15 protein-coding genes are annotated in these 17286 nt (G+C 74.2%); 6 read left to right on the forward strand and 9 right to left on the reverse strand.

Translation table 11 applies throughout. The annotated features are described in order from the left end of the window. The first annotated feature begins 83 nt into the window (after nt 1-83). The 4 genes from H9624_RS13380 to H9624_RS13395 all read left to right on the forward strand — a co-directional run bounded on the left by H9624_RS13380 (nt 84) and on the right by H9624_RS13395 (nt 4210). Nucleotides 84-1442 carry a TolB family protein gene (locus H9624_RS13380; protein WP_251840388.1) on the forward strand — a complete coding sequence of 453 codons (1359 nt, stop codon included), beginning with the start codon at nt 84-86 and terminating at the stop codon, nt 1440-1442. 172 nt (nt 1443-1614) lie between these two features. After that, nucleotides 1615-2949, forward strand: a complete 1335-nt coding sequence (gene aztD / locus H9624_RS13385) for a zinc metallochaperone AztD (protein WP_251840389.1) — start codon at nt 1615-1617, stop codon at nt 2947-2949. A gap of 65 nt (nt 2950-3014) precedes the next feature. Continuing rightward, nucleotides 3015-3785, forward strand: a complete 771-nt coding sequence (locus tag H9624_RS13390; RefSeq protein ID WP_251840390.1) for a fumarylacetoacetate hydrolase family protein — start codon at nt 3015-3017, stop codon at nt 3783-3785. A gap of 2 nt (nt 3786-3787) precedes the next feature. Further along, on the forward strand, nt 3788-4210 hold the full coding sequence (locus H9624_RS13395) for an HIT family protein (protein ID WP_251840391.1): 423 nt from the start codon (nt 3788-3790) through the stop codon (nt 4208-4210). Between the two features lie 5 nt (nt 4211-4215). Here H9624_RS13395 and H9624_RS13400 read toward each other — a convergent pair whose 3' ends face one another. The 9 genes from H9624_RS13400 to H9624_RS13440 form a co-directional block, all read right to left on the reverse strand. Beyond that, entirely contained in the window at nt 4216-4968 is a 753-nt protein-coding gene (locus H9624_RS13400) for a hypothetical protein (protein ID WP_251840392.1), read from the reverse strand. A gap of 149 nt (nt 4969-5117) precedes the next feature. Continuing rightward, nucleotides 5118-5699 carry a DUF1349 domain-containing protein gene (locus tag H9624_RS13405; RefSeq protein WP_251840393.1) on the reverse strand — a complete coding sequence of 194 codons (582 nt, stop codon included), beginning with the start codon at nt 5697-5699 and terminating at the stop codon, nt 5118-5120. 43 nt (nt 5700-5742) lie between these two features. Continuing rightward, a complete protein-coding gene (locus H9624_RS13410) occupies nt 5743-6210 on the reverse strand; it encodes a GNAT family N-acetyltransferase (protein ID WP_251840394.1) in 468 nt (155 codons plus the stop codon). A 114-nt stretch (nt 6211-6324) separates the two neighbouring features. Continuing rightward, complete coding sequence (locus tag H9624_RS13415) at nt 6325-7377, reverse strand: CNNM domain-containing protein (RefSeq protein ID WP_251840395.1); 1053 nt, start codon at nt 7375-7377, stop codon at nt 6325-6327. Continuing rightward, nucleotides 7374-8750, reverse strand: a complete 1377-nt coding sequence (locus tag H9624_RS13420) for a hemolysin family protein (protein ID WP_251840396.1) — start codon at nt 8748-8750, stop codon at nt 7374-7376. Before H9624_RS13420 ends, H9624_RS13415 begins: the two co-directional genes overlap by 4 nt. A 168-nt stretch (nt 8751-8918) precedes the next feature. Continuing rightward, nucleotides 8919-9776 (reverse strand): ABC transporter permease, encoded by an 858-nt coding sequence (locus tag H9624_RS13425; protein WP_251840397.1) that lies wholly within the window; start codon nt 9774-9776, stop codon nt 8919-8921. Beyond that, nucleotides 9766-10725 carry an ABC transporter ATP-binding protein gene (locus H9624_RS13430; RefSeq protein WP_251840398.1) on the reverse strand — a complete coding sequence of 320 codons (960 nt, stop codon included), beginning with the start codon at nt 10723-10725 and terminating at the stop codon, nt 9766-9768. Before H9624_RS13430 ends, H9624_RS13425 begins: the two co-directional genes overlap by 11 nt. Then, the gene (locus H9624_RS13435) at nt 10722-11831 is read right to left on the reverse strand and encodes a LolA family protein (RefSeq protein ID WP_251840399.1); all 1110 of its coding nucleotides are present in this window, start codon (nt 11829-11831) and stop codon (nt 10722-10724) included. Before H9624_RS13435 ends, H9624_RS13430 begins: the two co-directional genes overlap by 4 nt. 176 nt (nt 11832-12007) lie before the next feature. After that, the gene (locus tag H9624_RS13440) at nt 12008-14278 is read right to left on the reverse strand and encodes a hypothetical protein (protein WP_251840400.1); all 2271 of its coding nucleotides are present in this window, start codon (nt 14276-14278) and stop codon (nt 12008-12010) included. 223 nt (nt 14279-14501) lie between these two features. On the opposite strand from H9624_RS13440, the gene arfA reads away from it, so the two are divergent. Together arfA and H9624_RS13450 are read left to right on the forward strand one after the other, a co-directional pair. Continuing rightward, the gene (arfA, locus tag H9624_RS13445; protein WP_251840401.1) at nt 14502-15995 is read left to right on the forward strand and encodes an arabinosylfuranosidase ArfA; all 1494 of its coding nucleotides are present in this window, start codon (nt 14502-14504) and stop codon (nt 15993-15995) included. A gap of 28 nt (nt 15996-16023) precedes the next feature. Continuing rightward, on the forward strand, nt 16024-17025 hold the full coding sequence (locus tag H9624_RS13450; RefSeq protein ID WP_251840402.1) for a LacI family DNA-binding transcriptional regulator: 1002 nt from the start codon (nt 16024-16026) through the stop codon (nt 17023-17025). Nucleotides 17026-17286 lie beyond the last annotated feature (261 nt).

The raw sequence follows: 17286 nt of genomic DNA on the forward strand, positions 1-17286 counted from the left end.
GATCTCGCCCGGTCGCCGAGGTGGTCCCACGTGCCTACGCCATTCCGCCGCCGGCGTCGTCGGCTCGCTGCTACCGTCCGCGCATGAGGTCACCGGCACCGTCGCCGGGGGCGATCGGCCTCGGTGTGCTCGTCGTGGGCGTCGTCCTCGCACTGCTCCCTGGCTGGCTCCTGCCGGGGCGGTGGTTCGGCCCGGACCCCGCCACCGGCCCGGCGACCATCCCCGCGCGTTTCGCGGACTACTCCTACCTCACCGGCAGCGTCTCCGCCTCGCCGCCCGGCCGGGCGCTCGCCGTCTACCAGCACGGATTCGGCGTCGAGCTCATGGACTTCCCCCAGGCGGTCGTCGCGGGGGCCGACGGCGGTGCGTACCGCCGTCTCGACGTCGCCGAGCGGCGCGGCGCCTCCCAGGGTGACCCCGGTCCCATGCTCCTGTCCCCGGACGGCGCCCGGGTGGCCGTGGGGCGGTGGCACACGTCCTGGCCGGACGTCGCCGTCGTTGACCTCGCCACCGGGGACGCCGACAAGATCGTCGTGCCCGGCGACGGCAGCGCCCTCCCGCTCGCCTGGTCGCCGGACTCCACGCTGCTCGCCTACGTCGTGACCGACGGGCCCGCGGACCCCTACACGGGGTCGGCCCTCTCCGGGGAGCTCGGTCTGCTCGACGTGACGACGGGCGAGGCGCAGCCGCTGCCCGCCGAGCTCGACGCCCGGGAGGCGGCGTTCTCCCCGGACGGCACCGAGCTGGCCGTCCACCGGATCGTGCCCGACGACGGCACGCTCAGCGGGCAGGACGGCATTCCGCGGATGGGCGGCGGGGCAGTCGACGTCGTCGGGCTCGACGGCACGCTGCGGCGGACCGTCCCGATGCCGGAGAACCACTACCTCGACGGCCCGAACGCCTGGTCGCCCGACGGTGCGCTCCTCGCGACCGCCGCGCAGTGGGTGCCGGCCTGCGACCACCTCGAGGCGGGCGGGGAGGCGTGGGCGGACTGCTTCAACACGTACGAGGGACCCAGCCACGGCATCGTCTTCCTCGACGCCTCCGGCCAGGACGGCGGTGTCCCGGCGCCGATCCCGGCGAGCCGGGTGGGCTGGGACGGTGTGCTCGGGTGGACGGCCGAGGGAGAGCCTCTCTTCCTCGACGGGCCCGACGACCCCGAGACCGCGGACACCGACCTGTACTGGCTCACCGCGGTCCCGCTCGACGGCGGCGAGCCGCGCCCGCTCAGTGCAGTCCCGGGCGGCGGGAACTACGGGGTCGGCGCCTTCCAGCTGGCCACCGGCCTGCTCCCCGGGGCGGAGGTCCGCGACGCCGACGCCACCGCGCGCGGGCTGTGGCCCACCGGTGCGCGCCTCGGGGCCGCGGTGGCAGGCTCCGCCGTCGCCGCGCTGGCCACCGGCGCGGTCGGCCGCTGGCGGCGACGGGCGGCGTCCGCATAGGGCAGCCCGCTCTTGCGTCGCACTTCTTCGTCATCCGGCGCCCGTTCCCGCGAGCGCGGAGGAGCGGAAAGGGCGACGCATCCATCGGTGGCTTGACGAGAACGATTCTCATTCTCTAGCGTGTGAGCCGCGCCTCCCACCTGTGCGCGCCCCGATCGAAGGAGACCTGCCCATGCCCCCCACCTCCCGCCGCGCCCTTCCCGCGCTCGGCCTGCTCGCGACCCTCGCCCTGGCGGCGTGCGGGTCCGGCAGTGCCGCCCCCGCCGGCGACGCGACGACCACGCCCGCAGCCGACGCGACGACGCCGAGCAGCGAGCCGGTCGAGGTGGCCACGCTCGACCCGCGAGTCGTCCTCACCTACGACGGCGGCGTCATGACCCTGGACACCAGCTCGGGGGAGATCCTCGACGACGTCGAGATGGAGGGCTTCCTGCGTCTCAACCCCGCCGGCGACGGCCGGCACGTCCTCGTCTCGACGACCGAGGGCTTCCACGCCTACGACACGGGCCTGGAGCTCCAGGGCCACGGCGACCACCACCACTACTACGCCTCGGCGCCGTCGCTCACCGACACCGTCCTCGCCGCCGACACCCCGGGCCACGTCGTCACCCACGCCGGTCGCACCGCGCTCTTCGCCGACGGGACGGGCGAGGTGCAGATCGTCGACCCGCTGGTGCTCGTCGAGGGCGCACCGCAGGCGGAGACGTGGACGGCGCCGGACGCGCACCACGGCGTCGCCGTCCCGCTGGCCGACGGGGCGATGCTCGTGAGCGTCGGCACCGAGGACGGGCGCACCGCAGCCGCCCTGCTCGACGCCGACGGCGCCGAGCTCGCGACGGGTCCGTGCCCCGGCCTCCACGGCGAGGCGGTCGCCGCCGGCAGCGCCGTCGTCGTCGGCTGTGAGGACGGGCCGCTCGTCCTGCGCGACGGCGAGTTCCACAAGGTGCCCGTCGAGGACGAGTACGCCCGGTCCGGCAACCTCGCCGGCTCGAGCGAGTCCGCCGTCGTCCTCGGTGACTACAAGGTGGACGCCGACGCCGAGCTCGAGCGGCCCGAGCGGGTCGCGCTCATCGACACGCGCGCCGACAGCGTGCGCCTCGTCGACCTCGGCGCGAGCTACACCTTCCGCTCCCTCGCCCGCGGCCCGCACGGTGAGGCCCTCGTCCTCACCACCGACGGCACGCTGCGGGCCATCGACCCCGACAGTGGTGAGCAGATGGGCCAGGTGGCCGTCGTCGAGCCGTGGGAGGAGCCGACGGAGTGGCAGGAGCCGCGCCCCGCGATCGCGTCGGTCGACGGCGTCGCCTACGTCACCGAGCCGGCGGCGAGTGCGCTCCACGCCGTCGACCTCTCGACGGGGCAGGTCGTGCGGACCTACGACCTCCCGCACGTCCCCAACGAGCTCTCCGTCGCCACCGGCTTTTCGCCGGCGGAGCCGACGGCGGCCGCTCCGGCGGGCGAGCACGAGCACGAGCACCACGACGACGAGGACGGTCACGGCCACTGAGCACGTCGGGCGGGCCGCCGGTCGCTGACCCGGCGGCCCGTCGTGGCCCGGGTACCGTTGCCCCCATGCGCATCGCACGGTTCACCACGGGGGACAGCCCCCGCTACGGCATCCTCGAGGACGGCTCCACCGACCTGGTGGTGCTCAAGGGGGACCCGTTGTTCATGCCGGTCGCCACGACCGGTGAGCGCGTCGCGCTCGACGACGTCCGCCTCCTCTCGCCCGTCATCCCGCGCTCCAAGGTCGTCGGCGTGGGCCGCAACTACGCCGAGCACGCCGCGGAGATGGGCAACGAGGTCCCCGAGGAGCCGATCCTCTTCCTCAAGCCCAACACCTCCGTCACCGGTCCGGACGACCCGATCGTCGTCCCCGGCTACGCGGAGGAGGTGGACCACGAGGCCGAGCTCGCCGTCGTCGTCTCCCGCATGGCCAAGAACGTGAGGGCGGAGCAGGCGCTGGACTACGTCTTCGGGTACACCGTCGCCAACGACGTCACGGCCCGCGCCGCCCAGCGCGCGGACACGACGTGGACGCGCGGCAAGGCCTTCGACACCTCCTGCCCCACCGGCCCGTTCCTCGCGATGGACCTCGACGTCTCCGACGTCGCGGTGCGCGCGTGGGTGGACGGGGAGCTGCGCCAGGACGGGCGCACCTCCCAGATGGTGCGCGGCGTGCCCGAGCTCATCGCCTACGTCTCGACGATCTTCACCCTGCTCCCCGGCGACATCATCCTCACCGGCACGCCGGCCGGCGTCGGCCCGGTGCGCCCGGGACAGCGCGTGGAGGTCGAGGTCGAGGGCATCGGCCGCTTCGGCAACAACGTCGTCAAGCGGTAGCGATGGCCGACGACGTCGCGTGCGTCTTCTGCCGGATCGTCGCGGGTGGCGAGCCGGCCGAGACGATCCTGGAGACCGACGACGTCCTCGCCTTCCTCGACGTGCGCCCCGTCTTCAAGGGGCACGTCCTCGTCGTCCCGCGCGCGCACGTCGTCACGTTGCCGGACCTGCCCGACGAGCTCGTGGGGCCGTTCTTCGCGCAGGTGCGCCGGGTGGCCGCGACGGTGCCCGGGGCGCTCGGCGCGCAGGGCACCTTCGTGGCGATGAACAACATCGTCAGCCAGAGCGTCGCGCACCTTCATGCCCACGTCGTCCCGCGGACGAAGGGCGACGGGCTGCGCGGCTTCTTCTGGCCGCGGGCCCGCTACGCCGAGGGCGAGGCGGCCGAGTACGCCGCCCGGCTGCGCACGGCGCTCGCAGCCTAGGGCGCTCAGCCCCCGAGGGCCTCGTACCCCGCGCCGTCGGGCTGGATGAGGAAGTCGCCGTACTCGTCGCAGATGCCGGCGAGCTCGATGCGCAGCTGCCGGTCCGCCTCGCTCTCGTCGTGGTGCTCGTCCCAGAGCGGGAGCATGCGGTCGTAGTAGACGTCGACGTGCGCCTCGATCTCCTCCGGCGCGTGAGCCACCGCGCGGTCGAGGAAGAAGGTGACGATCTCCTCGAGGTCGTGGCCTAGCGGGTCCGCGTCGTACCCGAAGCCGGTGAGGAGGGAGCACGTCTCCTCGACGGTCGCCACGGCCAGCGGGATCTCGTCGAGCTGCACGCCCGCCGGCGCACACGCCGCCGCGAGGTCCTCGCTCACCTCGACCTCCGGTGCGGCGACGAGGACGCGCTCGTTCTCCGCGGCCTCCGCGGCGAAGTCACGGACCGTCGTACCGATCTGCGTGACCTCGTCGGCCACCTCCTGCGGGACGTCGGCCGGGACGGCGTCGAGAGCGGTGGTGAGCACCTCGGGGTCGGGCTCGACCTCCTTGAGCTCGCGCAGCGCGGTGTGGAGGCTGGCGCAGACCTCCTCGTCGAGGACGACCGGCTCCGGGGTGGGAGCAGTGGTGGGCTCGGGCGTGCTCGGGGCCGACGACGGCGCGGGCGTGGCCGGCTCGGCCTCCCCGGCGGACTGGGTGCCGCACCCGGCCAGGGTGAGCGTGCCGAGGGCGAGCAGGGCCGTCGCGAGATGGCGCCGAGACAAGGGGATCCTTCCGTCGTCCGTGGGCCGCAGCACCCACCGGAGCGAGGCTATCGACACCTGTTGCGCCGCGGCGCGACAGTGAGGTCACGGGTCGGTGACGATCCCAGGCGGGAGCCGGGGGACCGGCGCGGACGGCGCGTGGGTAGCGGTCAGTGCAGCGCGGCGTCCGCGTCGGTGCGGCGGTAGCCGGTGAACCGCACCGTAAGGCCCGCGTGCGTCGGGGCGGCGCAGTACAGGCCGGCCGTGACGTCGGCGCCCGGGTCGAGGTGCGCGACGCGCACGAGCCGGAACGGCTCCTCGTCGGCGCGGGCACGGACGGTCACCGCGTCCCCGGACCGGCTGGCGCGGACGGTCACGCGCCGCCCGACCCACTCGGGCACCGGCGCGACGGACCAGTCGGACCTGCCGTGGGTGACGACGGCGCCCACCTGCGCGACGCCGTCGGACACCTCGACGCCGGCCTTGACCCACTCATCCTGCGAGACGCGGAGGAACAGGCCCGCCTGGTCGAACTCGCCGTCGTAGTCGAGGAGGAAGTCCACCTCAACCGCCCCGGTGGCGGGCAGCGGCTCGAGGAGCGCGTGCTCGGTGTCGTGGACGAAGCCGTAGGCGGTGTGCCGCCACGCGTCGCTGCCCTCGGCGGCGGTCACGTGCAGCGCGTCGTCGACGACGACGGCGGAGACGGGCGGCGTCGTCCACGTCCCCTGGCTCAGGAGGTCGGCAAGGCTCATGACGGCACCGTAGCGCCCGGCCGGGGCGGGATCGGGCGCGGTCTCAGGCGCCGATCTGGGGACGCAGCTCGCGCTCGTAGTAGAAGGCGCGCTCGCGCTGCCCGTCACCGGTGGCGAAGCCGTGGCGCTCGTAGAAGCGCTGGGTGTCGACGTCCTCCTCGTCGACGTTGATCTCGATGAGCGACACGCCCTGGGCGGTCGCATCGGCGACGAGCCGCTCGATGATCGCCGTCCCGATGCCCTGGCCGCGCCGCTCGGGAACGACGTAGAGCTCGTCGAGGAGCAGCACCGGCCCGTCGTACCAGACGTTCGGCCGCGAGGTGAGGAGCGCGACGCCCACCGCAGGGTCCCCGGCGAGCAGCGCCGTCGTCCGGCCGGCGGGGAGCAGCTCCTCCAGACGCGCGGTGAGGATCGCGGCGCCGGGGGAGTGGCTGTCGTACTCGACGTTGAAGTCGTGCAGGAGCCGCGCCACCACCGGCGCGTCGGAGACCTGGGCCCAGCGGACGTCCATGGGAGAACCGTACGGAGAGGCCGGGGCTCCCGGCGACGGAATAACTCAGCTCTCGGCGAGGAGGGGAGGGGGCGGCGGGGGGCGGGGAGGCCCCCCTCGCCGAGAGCTGAGTTGTTACCGGCCGGCTGCGGACGGCGCCGCGGTGCCCTGGGCGGCGGCGGTGGTGCGCGGGAAGAGGTGCGCGAGGACGTCGGCGAGCGTCGCGACGGCGCTGCCGTGCTCACTGGTGCGGACCACCGCGAGGTGGTTGGACGTCTCCCGCATCCGCGTGAGCGCCGTGTGCAGCGGCATGGTCGCCTCGAGCTCGAAGACCGGCTTGGTCACCCCGGTGACGGGGGCGTCGTCGTCGAGCAGGAGAGTGTCGCGCACGTGGACGACGCCGCTGGGCGCGGGGGCGCCCGGCGCGGCGACGAGGATCCGCAGGTGGCCGCTCTCGCGGGCCAGGCGCCGGACGTCGCCGGCGGTGGCGTTCTCAGGGACGGTCGACGGCGCGGGGTGGCTGGCCACGAGGTCGGCCACGGTGAGGCGGCGCAGGTCCAGCGCCCCGGACAGCTGGGCCGAGTAGGCCACCTCCAGCGCCCCCACGCTCGCGGAGTGCTCGACGAGGTGACGGAGGTCGTCCGGGTTCTGGCCGGCGCCGACGGACTCGACCGGCTCGACGCCGACCTTGCGCAGGCACCAGTTCGCCGCGCTGTTGAGCGCGACGAGGATGGGCCGGATCGGCACCATGAAGGCCCGCATCGGCAGCGCGAGCATCGTCGCCGACCTCTCCGGGTGGGCGATCGCCCAGGACTTCGGCGCCATCTCCCCGACGACGAGGTGGAGGAAGGTGACGATGACGAGCGCGAGCACGAAGCCGACGACGTCGGCCACCCAGTAGGGCGCCCCGAGGTCGCTGACGACCGGCGTGATCCAGTGGTGGACGGCCGGCTTGGTGATGGCACCGAGCGCGAGCGTGCACACGGTGATGCCGAGCTGGGAGCCGGCGAGCAGGAGGGTGAGCTCGGTGGAGCTGCGCAGCGCCGCGCGGGCGGCGCGGCTGCTGGCCGCGGCGTCCTCGAGGCGGTGCCGCTTGGCGGCGAGGAGCGCGAACTCCACGGCGACGAAGAAGGCGCTGAGCGCGATGATGACGACGGTCGCGGTCGCGACGACCCAGGGGTTGCTCATCGGTCGGTCTCCTCGTCGTTCGCGGGCCGGTCGGCGAGGGTGACGCGCACGAGCGAGGGCACGTGCCGCTCGACGTCCAGGACCTCCACGTGCAGCTGCTTGTCCGGTGGCGGGTCAGGCAGGGCGAGGTTCGCCGGGTCCGGCGGGAGGTCGACGACGACGGCGGTGCCGACGTCGGGCAGCGAGCCGTGGACCTCGATGGTGAGGCCGGCGACCGTCTCGTAGTCCCCGCGGGGCAGGTCGTGGTCGATGGCGCGCTCCACCTCGTCGATGTGGACGTCACCGGCCATGGTCCAGCTGCCGTCCTCCTGCGGGGTGAGCGCCGGTGCCTCGGGGGAGTCGTGCTCGTCGGTGATCTCCCCGACGATCTCCTCGGCGAGGTCCTCGAGGGTGAGGACGCCGGTGAAGCTGCCGTACTCGTCGACGACGCAGGCCATGTCGTTGCGGCTGGCCGACAGCTCGCGGAGCGCGTCCGGCAGCGCCATCGCGGTCGGCAGGACGAGCGCGGGACGCTGCAGCTCGGCGGCCGTCGCGTCGTCGGGGAACGTGCCGGTGAGGAGGTCGACGAGGTGGACCACGCCGACGACGTCGTCCTCCTCGTCCAGCACCGGGTAGCGGGAGTGGCCGGTCGCCATGAGCGCGCGGATCTCGGCGACGGTCTGGTCGGCGCGGACGGCGCCGACGCGGGCGCGGGGGATCATCGCGTGCTCGACGTCCTGGCGGGGGAAGTCGAGGATCCGGTCGAGGAGCACCGAGAGGTCGGCGGGGAGGTCACCGCTGGCGCGCGAGTCGGCGACGATGTGCTCGAGGTCGCGGGCCGTGGCGGAGTGCTCGACGTCGTGGACGGGCTCGATGCGCAGGACGCGCAGCAGGGCGTTGGACGCGGCGTCGAAGACCTTGATGAGCCAGCCGAAGGCGGCGAGGTAGAGGTTCGTCGAGCGTGCCAGCCACAGGGCGACGGGCTCGGGCTTGGCGATGGCGAGGTTCTTGGGGAAGAGCTCGCCGAAGAGCATCTGGATGATGGTCGAGAGCAGCAGCGCGAGGACGGTGCCGACGGCGACGCCCACGCCGGTGGGGACGCCGACGCCACCGAGCGCGTCACCCAGGGCCTGGCCGACGAGCGGCTCGGCGACGTAGCCGACGAGCAGCCCGGTGACGGTGATGCCGAGCTGGGCGCCGGAGAGCATGAAGGAGGTGCGGCGGGTGACCTTGAGGGCACGCTGCGCGCCCTCGTCACCGGACCCCGCGCGGGCGGCGAGCCGCGAGCGGTCGACCGCCATGTAGGCGAACTCCTGGGCCACGAAGTAGCCCGTCACCGCGGTGATGGCGAGGATGACGACGATCCCCAGCAGGAGGGAGAGCACCCAGATCATCGGATGCACCTCCTGGTGGCGGTGCGGATGGTCTGGGTGCTGGTACTACAGGATTCGTCCATGGTCCTTCGGAGGCTGGGGTCAGGTAGGCGCCATGCTAGGTGAGCACGGTGCACCAGGCTGAACGCGAGCGCAGGCTCACAGGTTTCCGGCCGGCGGCCGGGGCGCTCAGGACAGGACGTCCTTGGTGGTGAAGCGGCCGTAGGCGAGGGCGCCGAAGACGGCGACGTAGCCGAGCTGGAGCAGCGCGTTGTCGGCGAAGGAGCCCCAGTCGACGGGCTGGCGCAGGAGGTCGGCGAAGCCGAGCCAGTGCTCGCTCAGCAGCCAGGGGTGCAGCCAGGCGAGCTGCTCGAGGGAGCCGAGCACCTGGACGACGATCGCGAGCACGGCCGTCGCCGCCATGGCCCCGACCGGCACGACGGTGAGCGTGGAGAGGAACAGGCCCACGGCCGCGAGCCCCAGCAGCGAGACCGTGACGTACAGGGCGACGAGCAGGGCGCGCACGAGCGCCTCCCACGCGCCGATCGTGTCCCCGGACAGGAGCGTCACGGGGCCGACCGGGAAGAGGAGCGCGCCGATGATCGAGCCGGCGACGACGATGCTCAGCGTCGCCGCGAGGCAGAAGACCGCCGCCCCGGCGAACTTCACGAGGAGCAGCCGTCCACGCTGGACGGGCGCGAGGAGGAGGTAGCGCAGGGTGCCGAGGCTCGCCTCCCCGGCCACGGTGTCCCCGGCGACGACGCCGACGGTGAGCGGCAGGAACAGCGGGATCGTCACGACGAGCCCGGTGATGGAGACGAACAGGCCGTTCTGGGTGACGCGGTCGAGGAAGGGCGGTCCCTGCCCCGGGGCGGGCGGGTCGGAGGCGATGCGCACGACGACGGCGATGAGCACCGGGATCGCGGCGAGCGCGACGAGCATGGCCCACGTGCGGCGCCGCCCGAGCACGAGCCGGAGCTCGGAGGCGAGCAGGGAGCGGCCGCTGCCGCGGGTCTGCGGCTCGGCGGGTGCGGTGTCACTGGGCAACGTCGAAGCCCTCCCCGGTCAGCGCGACGAAGCGGTCCTCGAGGGTGTCCTGCTCGACCTCGAAGCCCCGCAGCCGGACGTCGGCCGCCACGAGGGCGGCGGCGAGGGCCTCGAGGAGCGGCGCCTCGTCGGGCAGCGCGGCGCGGACGGTGGCGGTGCCGTCGGCGCGCGCGACGCCGTCGTCGTCCTCGACGACGAGGCCGAGCCGCGCCAGCTCCGCGCGGGCGCGGGCGGGGTCGGGGGTGAGGACGCGCAGGCGGCTGCGGCCCAGGCCGCGCAGCTCGTCGAGGCTGCCCTGGGCGACGAGACGCCCGGTGCGCATGACGGCGGCGTGCGTGCAGATCTGCTCGATCTCGGCGAGGAGGTGGCTGGAGACGACGACGGTCGTGCCGCCCTCGGCGAGCGAGCGGACGAGGCTGCGGACCTCGCGGGTGCCCTGCGGGTCCAGGCCGTTGGTCGGCTCGTCGAGGACGAGGAGGTCGCGCGGGCGCAGCAGCGCGGCGGCGATCCCGAGGCGCTGCTTCATGCCCAGCGAGTAGGCGCGCACCCGCTTGTCCCCGGCGTGGCTGAGCCCGACCCGCTCGAGGGCACGGGCCACCCGTTCGGACCGGGTGGCGGGGGAGGCGTGGCGGTCCGCGGCGTCCAGGCGGCGCAGGTTCGCCTCCCCGGAGAGGAAGGGGTAGGCCGACGGGCCCTCGACGAGCGCGCCGACGCGGGGGAGCACCGTTCCCAGGCTCCCGGGCATGTCGTGGCCGAGGACCTGGACGGTGCCGGCGCTCGCCGCGGCGAGGCCGAGGATGATGCGGATGGTCGTCGTCTTGCCCGAGCCGTTGGGCCCGAGGAAGCCGAACACGCTGCCGCGGGGCACGGCGAGGTCGAGGTCGTCGACGGCGAGCTGGCGCCCGAAGCGCTTGGTGAGGCCGTGCGTCTCGACGGCGAGCTCGGTCACCGGCCCGCGAGGTCCAGCAGGTGCGCGGGCTCGACGGCGCCGGCGAGGACCCGGCCGTCGTCGGTGAGGAGCACGGAGAGGAGTGCGGTGGACAGGAGCCGGCCGCCGTCGACCTGCTCGGTGAGCTGGTCGAGCATCGGGTCGTCGGGCACCTCGACGTCCGGCACGACGACGACGGCGCCCCAGCCCTCGCCGAGCACCTCACCCGGCGGGGTGGCGCCGGTGGCGTGCTCCGGGGCGGCGTGGGTGCCGGCGTCCGCGGGCAGCTCGAGGACCTCCTCCTCGACGGTCGCGCCGGCGGGCGCGGTGAAGTCGAAGAGGTCGGCGTCCGGCTCCGCGAAGTCGATGTCGGTGTACTGCGCCTGGAGGGCGGGCTCGGCCTGGCCGCGGGCGGTGACGGTGACGCCGAGCGGGAAGCCGGTCTCGCCGTCGACGGCGATCGTCACCCCGCCCACGAGCGTCTCCTCCGCGCGGGGCGTGAGGGTGAGGGTGTAGGCGTCGCGGCCGGCGACGCGCTCGTGCTGGCCGACGCTGAGCTCGGTGCTCGGCTCGAGCGCCTCGACGGCGCTCGCGGCGAGCTCCTCGGGCGTGGGGAGCGTTCCGGTGGGCTGCGGGCGCTCACCCTCGTGGCCCTCGGGCAGGACGAGGTGGGTGGCCGCGTTGGCCTCGGAGTCGTAGAACCACACGTCGTCCTCGGTGACGACGACGTTGCGCTCGGAGAGCGTGTCGGTGTGCTGGAAGCGGGCGCCCTGCTCGCCGACGAAGACGCGGCCGGAGTTGTCACCGGTGAGGAGCTCGAGGGCCGACAGGACCTCCTGCGCGTCCTCGCCGCCCTCGGGAGCCACGGCGCCGGCGGCGTCCTCCATCTCCGGGCCCCCCGGGCCGAGGTCGATGTCGGAGGGGACCGGCAGGCCGAGGTCCGCGCTCGTCTCGAAGGCGCCCGAGTAGGCGCGCACGTCCTGCTCGAGGAGCAGGGTGAGGACGTCCTGCGGCGACTTGTCCGGCAGGTCGACCGCGCCGGCCTGCGAGGTGACCGTCACCGTGCCGGCGACGAGGGCGACGACGGCGCCGGCGGGGAGCCAGCGTTGCCAGGTGCTGCGGGCCATGGGGGTCTCCTCGGGAGTTGCTGCCTGTCTCGACGGTACGCCCGCCCACCGACAGGGGCCAGGTCTGCATGTGGAGGTCCGGTGAACACGCCCGGCCGCGCCCAGACCGCCAGCCCCGCCCCCGCCCGCCCCCCTCCCCGCGCCGACAGCCGGATTCCTCCGCCTCCACCCACCGCTCAGCCCGCCGGCGCGAACAGGGCCGCGACGTCGGGCACCCGCCACGCGCGCAGGAGCGCCGGGTGCAGCACGAGCAGATCCTCACCGGACTCCGCCACGACGGGAGCGGCGTCGCTCGACGTCGAGACGGGAAGCGGGACCCACGACCACTGCCGGGCGTCCGCCGACAGCCACAGCACCGGCCCGACGTACCCCTCCGCCCGCACGGTCCCACCGGCGGCGTACCCGTCGGCCAGCGGGACCACCGCCGTCCGGTGCAGCCCTTCGCCGAGCGCGTCGACGCCGCTGAAGGTCGACAGGTCCGTCGACCTCCACGAGCGCGAGACCGCGCCGTCGGTGCCGAAGAGAGTGACGCCGTCGTCGTCGCCCAGGCAGTTGAGGAGCCAGGACTCCGTCGTGTCCGCGAGCACCGAGGGGGCCCACGCGCCGCCGACCCGCCGCCAGGCGGTGGCACGCGCCTGCCCCTCGGCGTCATCCATCGACCCCACCGCGACGGGACCGAGCCCGGAGTTGCAGATGCCGTGGACGTCGGAGCCCTGGCCGTCGGGGAAGGAGAGCTCCCCGTCCTCCCTCGTCCACTCCACGCCGTCCGGCGATGCCCAGATCTCCGCCCGTCGCGGGACCTCCCCGGCACTCCCGTGCTCGGTCTCCAGTGCCATGAGCCAGCCGTCAGCGGTGGCGGTGAGCGCGGTGGGCAGCTGGTCGGACGCCGCGGTGACCGGCGGGCCCTGCGCCCACACGCCGCCGTCGGCCCGGCTCCACGTCCTCGTGACGAACCGGCCGCCCGACCAGTGGCCGGTGAGGAGCACCGTGCGCCCGGTGCGAGGGTCGGTGACGACGATCGGTTCGGACTCCTCGGGCAGGTCGTCGGGTGCCCACTCGCCCGCGACGACGCCCTCGGTGGGGGAGTAGGAGAGCAGGACACTGGTCGAGGTGACCCGCCACCACTCCGGCTCCTGGACGAACACGGTCGTGCCGACCGCGAGCCCGAGCTCGTCGCCCAGGTCCGCGACGGTGAGCTCGTCCGGCTCGGTCTCGTAGGACACGAGCGTGGTCTCGACGGTGCCGATCCCCGTCTCGACGTCCACGACGAACTCCGTTGCGGAGCCACCGCCGAAGCGGCCCACCACCGCGGTCCGGTCCCCCAGCTGCAGGGCGCGGGCACCCGGGCCGAAGCCGAGTGCGGGGGCGTACAGGGCACCGCCCCAGCTGCCGGCGTCGTCGCGGAGGGCGACGGCGATGCGGAGGGAGGCGCTGTTGAGCATCGCCGCCGCGACGGTGCCGCTGCCCGGGTCGTAGGTCGGCTCGGTGAACCACACGTCGGCGCGCTCGCTCGCCCACCGGTCGGGGTCCCACTCCCAGAGCGAGACGATGTCGTCGACGGCCCAGCTGCGCCCGTCCGGGGAGGACCACGCCGCCGGCTTCGTGTACCCCGCGGTGCGCACCGATCCGGTGGCCACGAAGGTGTCACCCGCGGCCACGACGCCGTTGATCCCGAAGGTGTCCGGGCCCATCTCGACCGTCTCGAAGGAGGCTCCGCCGTCCTCGGACACGTGGGCCCGCGGCGCCGTGAAGTCCCCCTTGGGGCCGACCGCCGTGATCGCGAGAACGCGGTCACCGACGGCGGACAGGCCGGACACCGCGAGCCCCTCACCCTCCGCGGGGGCCGGGAGGGCGGCGACGGCGGTGTCCCCGCTGGCGGGGTCGACGACGACGACACGTGGCTCCCGTCCCGTCGCCCCGGCGCCGAGGAGGACGATGCGTCCGTCGCTCACGGCGACGTGCGAGGCGGCGACGGCGGCGGCCTCGTCGCCGAGCTCGACCTCCTTCCACGTCGTGCGGTCGGTGGAGGTGAGGAGGAAGGTCCGCGGCACGCCGTCGAGGGCGGAGCTCCCGGCGATCGCGGTGACGGTGCCGTCCGAGGCGACCCGGGCGGTGCCGACGTCGCCCGGGACCGGGATCTCGGCCTGCTCCGACAGTGCGTCGACGCCGGTGCCCTGCCAGACGCCGACGTCCGCCTCGTCGGCCCGGCCGTGGGCAACCGTCGTGACCGCCAGCCGCGGCAGGTCACCGGACTGCGGCAGCACCGACCACTGGCCGACCCGCCTCGACGTGCTCACCAGCGACTCCGGCAGCGCGAGCTCCTCGAGGACGACGCGTTCCTCGAGCGTGGGCTCGGGCTCCTCGTCGTCGCCGCTGCAGCCCGCGAGCAGCAGGGCGACCGCCGCCGCCGTCGCCGCGGCCTCCCGGACACGCGTCGTCGCTGTCATGCGTCCCCCCGATCTCTCTCCCGCGGAGCATCCCACCGCGCGCCCGAGCCGTGTTGCGGGGCGAGCCGAACCTGTGGACAACCCCAGGGGGCCGCGAAGAATCCGGCTGTCGGCGAAAGGGGCGGTGCCGGCGGAGGGGGCGAGAATCGGTGTTGACGGCTCGAGCCTGGGGCGGTAGAACGCTCTTCTCCATCGATGTAGATCGTGCCCCGAGAGGACACCCGTGCTTCAGTCGTCCGTCGTGCTCCACCCCGAGGTCCGCGTCGCCCCGGTCAACCCCCGCACCTTCGGCTCCTTCGTCGAGCACATGGGCCGCTGCGTCTACACCGGGATCTACGAGCCCGGCCATCCGCGCGCCGACGCCCACGGCTTCCGCCAGGACGTCCTCGAGCTCGTCCGCGAGCTGGGCGTGACGATGGTGCGCTACCCGGGCGGCAACTTCGTCTCCGGGTACCGCTGGGAGGACGGGGTGGGGCCGGTCGAGGAGCGTCCCACCCGCCTGGACCTCGCGTGGCGGTCGGTGGAGTCCAACGAGTTCGGCCTCAACGAGTTCATGGCCTGGACGAGGGCGGCCGGCGTCGAGCCGATGATGGCGGTCAACCTCGGCACCCGCGGCATCGCGGAGGCCATCGAGCTGCTCGAGTACGCCAACCACCCCTCGGGCACGCACCTGTCGGACCTGCGCGTCTCCCACGGGGCGGAGCAGCCGCACGGCATCCGCCTGTGGTGCCTGGGCAACGAGATGGACGGCCCGTGGCAGCTGGGCCACAAGACGGCGGAGGAGTACGGCCGCCTCGCCGCCGAGACCGCCCGGGCGATGCGGCAGCTCGACCCCGGCCTCGAGCTCGTCGCCTGCGGCAGCTCCGCGCGGGACATGCCGACCTTCGGCACCTGGGAGGCGACCGTCCTCGAGCACACCTACGAGCTCGTCGACTTCATCTCCGCCCACGCCTACTACGAGCTGCGCGGGGACGACTACGCGAGCTTCCTCGCCTCGGCGGCCAACATGGACGCGTTCATCACCGACGTCGTCGCCACCGCCGACCACGTGGGCGCCGCCCGCGGCTCGGCCAAGCGGATCAACATCTCCTTCGACGAGTGGAACGTCTGGTACCAGGGCGAGGTCACCGTCCCGCAGGACTGGGCGGTGGCTCCCCGCCTGAGCGAGGAGGCCTACACGGTGGCCGACGCCGTCGTCGTCGGCTCCCTGCTCATCACCCTCCTGCGGCACAGCGACCGCGTGACGGCCGCGTGCCAGGCCCAGCTCGTCAACACGATCGCCCCCGTCCGCGCCGAGCCGGGCGGCCCGGCGTGGCGGCAGGCGACCTTCCACCCCTTCGCGCAGATGGCCCGGCACGCGCGCGGGCAGGTGCTGCGCGCGCACGTCACCTCCCCGACGATGACGACGGCGCAGCACGGGCAGGTCCCGACGCTCGACGCCGTCGCCACCCACGACGCCGACGGCGGCCGGCTCGCCGTCTTCGTCGTCAACCGGGACCCCGGGGAGACGCACGAGCTGCGGGTCCCGCTGGGCGACTTCGGGCAGGCGGGGGCGGTGGACGGGCGCGCCCTGCACGACGCCGACCTCACCGCGGCCAACACGATGGAGGACCCGGACCGGGTGACCCTGCGCCCGCACGCCGCGAGCGTGGAGGACGGTGTCCTGGTCTCCCAGCTGCCGCCTGCCTCCTGGACCATGTTCCTCGTCGACGTGTGATCGCGGGAACGGGCGCTGGAGGAGACGCATGACGGCCACGATGCGCGACGTCGCCGACCTCGCCGGGGTGTCGGTCAAGACCGTGTCCAACGTGCTCAACGACTACCCCTACATCCGGCCGGCCACGCGGGACCGCGTGCTCGAGGCGGTCGACCGGCTGGGCTACCGCCTCAACACGTCCGCCCGGAACCTGCGCCGCGGCAGGACCGGTCTCATCAGCCTGGCGCTGCCGGAGCTCGCGCTGCCGTACTTCGCCGAGCTGGCCGACGAGATCATCGACGCCGCGGAGGACCACGGGCTGCGGGTGCTCATCGAGCGCACCGGCGCGGTCCTCGAGCGCGAGCGGGAGGTGCTGCGCGACAGCGTCCGGATGGGCGACGGGCTCATCCTCAACCCCCTGGGCCTCGGGCAGGAGCACGAGCCGGAGCTGCCGGACGACGTCCCGCTCGTGCTCCTCGGTGAGCGTCTCCTCTCCGAGCGCTTCGACCACGTGACGATGCAGAACGTCGCGGCTGCGCGCGCCGCCACCACCTTCCTCCTCGGGCGCGGGCGGCGGCGGGTCGCGGTGCTCGGCGTCCACCCGGGGGAGGCCGTGGGCTCCGCGGCGCTCCGCCTGCGCGGCCACCTCGCCGCGCTCGAGGACGCGGGGATCGCGCCGGACCCCCGCCTCCAGGGCGAAGCGAGGTTCTGGCACCGGGACACCGGCGCCCGGGCGATGGCGCAGGTGCTCGACGCCGGCGCCCGTCCGGACGCCGTCCTCGCGTTCAACGACGCCCTCGCCCTCGGTGCGCTGCACGAGCTCCGGGCCCGGGGCATCGGCGTGCCCGACGACGTCGCCGTCATCGGCTGGGACGACATCGACGAGGCCCGCTACGCGACGCCGTCGCTCACCACCGTCGACGCCGGACGCCGCTCGATCGCCGAGACCGCCGTGGAGCGGCTCGTCGCCCGCATCGCCGACCCCGACCGCCCCACCGAGCTCCTCGAGATGCCCTACCGCATCGTCGAGCGCGGCTCGACAGCGAGCTAGCCCCCGCCGCACACCCTCGCGCCGAGAGCCGGATTCCTCCGGGCGGAGGAATCCCGCTGTCGGCGCATGAGGGTTGCCCACACGTGCCGAGAGCCGGAATTCTCCGGGCGGAGGAATCCCGCTGTCGGCGAGGGGGAGGAGCACACCCTCGCGCCGAGAGCCGGATTCCTCCGGACCGAGAAACCCCGCTGTCGGCGCATGAGGGTTGCCCACACGTGCCGAGAGCCGGAATTCTCCGGGCGGAGGAATCCCGCTGTCGGC

It is taken from the genome of Oceanitalea stevensii (assembly GCF_014837105.1).
GTDB lineage: Bacteria > Actinomycetota > Actinomycetes > Actinomycetales > Actinomycetaceae > Oceanitalea > Oceanitalea stevensii.

What these genes read in the sequence shown, in the direction of transcription:
- aztD (WP_251840389.1), top strand. Translation starts at nt 1,615, where the DNA reads ATGCCCCCCACCTCCCGCCGCGCCCTTCCCGCGCTCGGCCTGCTCGCG.
- H9624_RS13380 (WP_251840388.1), top strand. Translation starts at nt 84, where the DNA reads ATGAGGTCACCGGCACCGTCGCCGGGGGCGATCGGCCTCGGTGTGCTC.
- H9624_RS13440 (WP_251840400.1), bottom strand. Translation starts at nt 14,278, where the DNA reads ATGACAGCGACGACGCGTGTCCGGGAGGCCGCGGCGACGGCGGCGGCG.
- H9624_RS13410 (WP_251840394.1), bottom strand. Translation starts at nt 6,210, where the DNA reads ATGGACGTCCGCTGGGCCCAGGTCTCCGACGCGCCGGTGGTGGCGCGG.
- H9624_RS13420 (WP_251840396.1), bottom strand. Translation starts at nt 8,750, where the DNA reads ATGATCTGGGTGCTCTCCCTCCTGCTGGGGATCGTCGTCATCCTCGCC.
- H9624_RS13395 (WP_251840391.1), top strand. Translation starts at nt 3,788, where the DNA reads ATGGCCGACGACGTCGCGTGCGTCTTCTGCCGGATCGTCGCGGGTGGC.
- H9624_RS13405 (WP_251840393.1), bottom strand. Translation starts at nt 5,699, where the DNA reads ATGAGCCTTGCCGACCTCCTGAGCCAGGGGACGTGGACGACGCCGCCC.
- H9624_RS13450 (WP_251840402.1), top strand. Translation starts at nt 16,024, where the DNA reads ATGACGGCCACGATGCGCGACGTCGCCGACCTCGCCGGGGTGTCGGTC.
- H9624_RS13390 (WP_251840390.1), top strand. Translation starts at nt 3,015, where the DNA reads ATGCGCATCGCACGGTTCACCACGGGGGACAGCCCCCGCTACGGCATC.
- H9624_RS13415 (WP_251840395.1), bottom strand. Translation starts at nt 7,377, where the DNA reads ATGAGCAACCCCTGGGTCGTCGCGACCGCGACCGTCGTCATCATCGCG.
- H9624_RS13435 (WP_251840399.1), bottom strand. Translation starts at nt 11,831, where the DNA reads ATGGCCCGCAGCACCTGGCAACGCTGGCTCCCCGCCGGCGCCGTCGTC.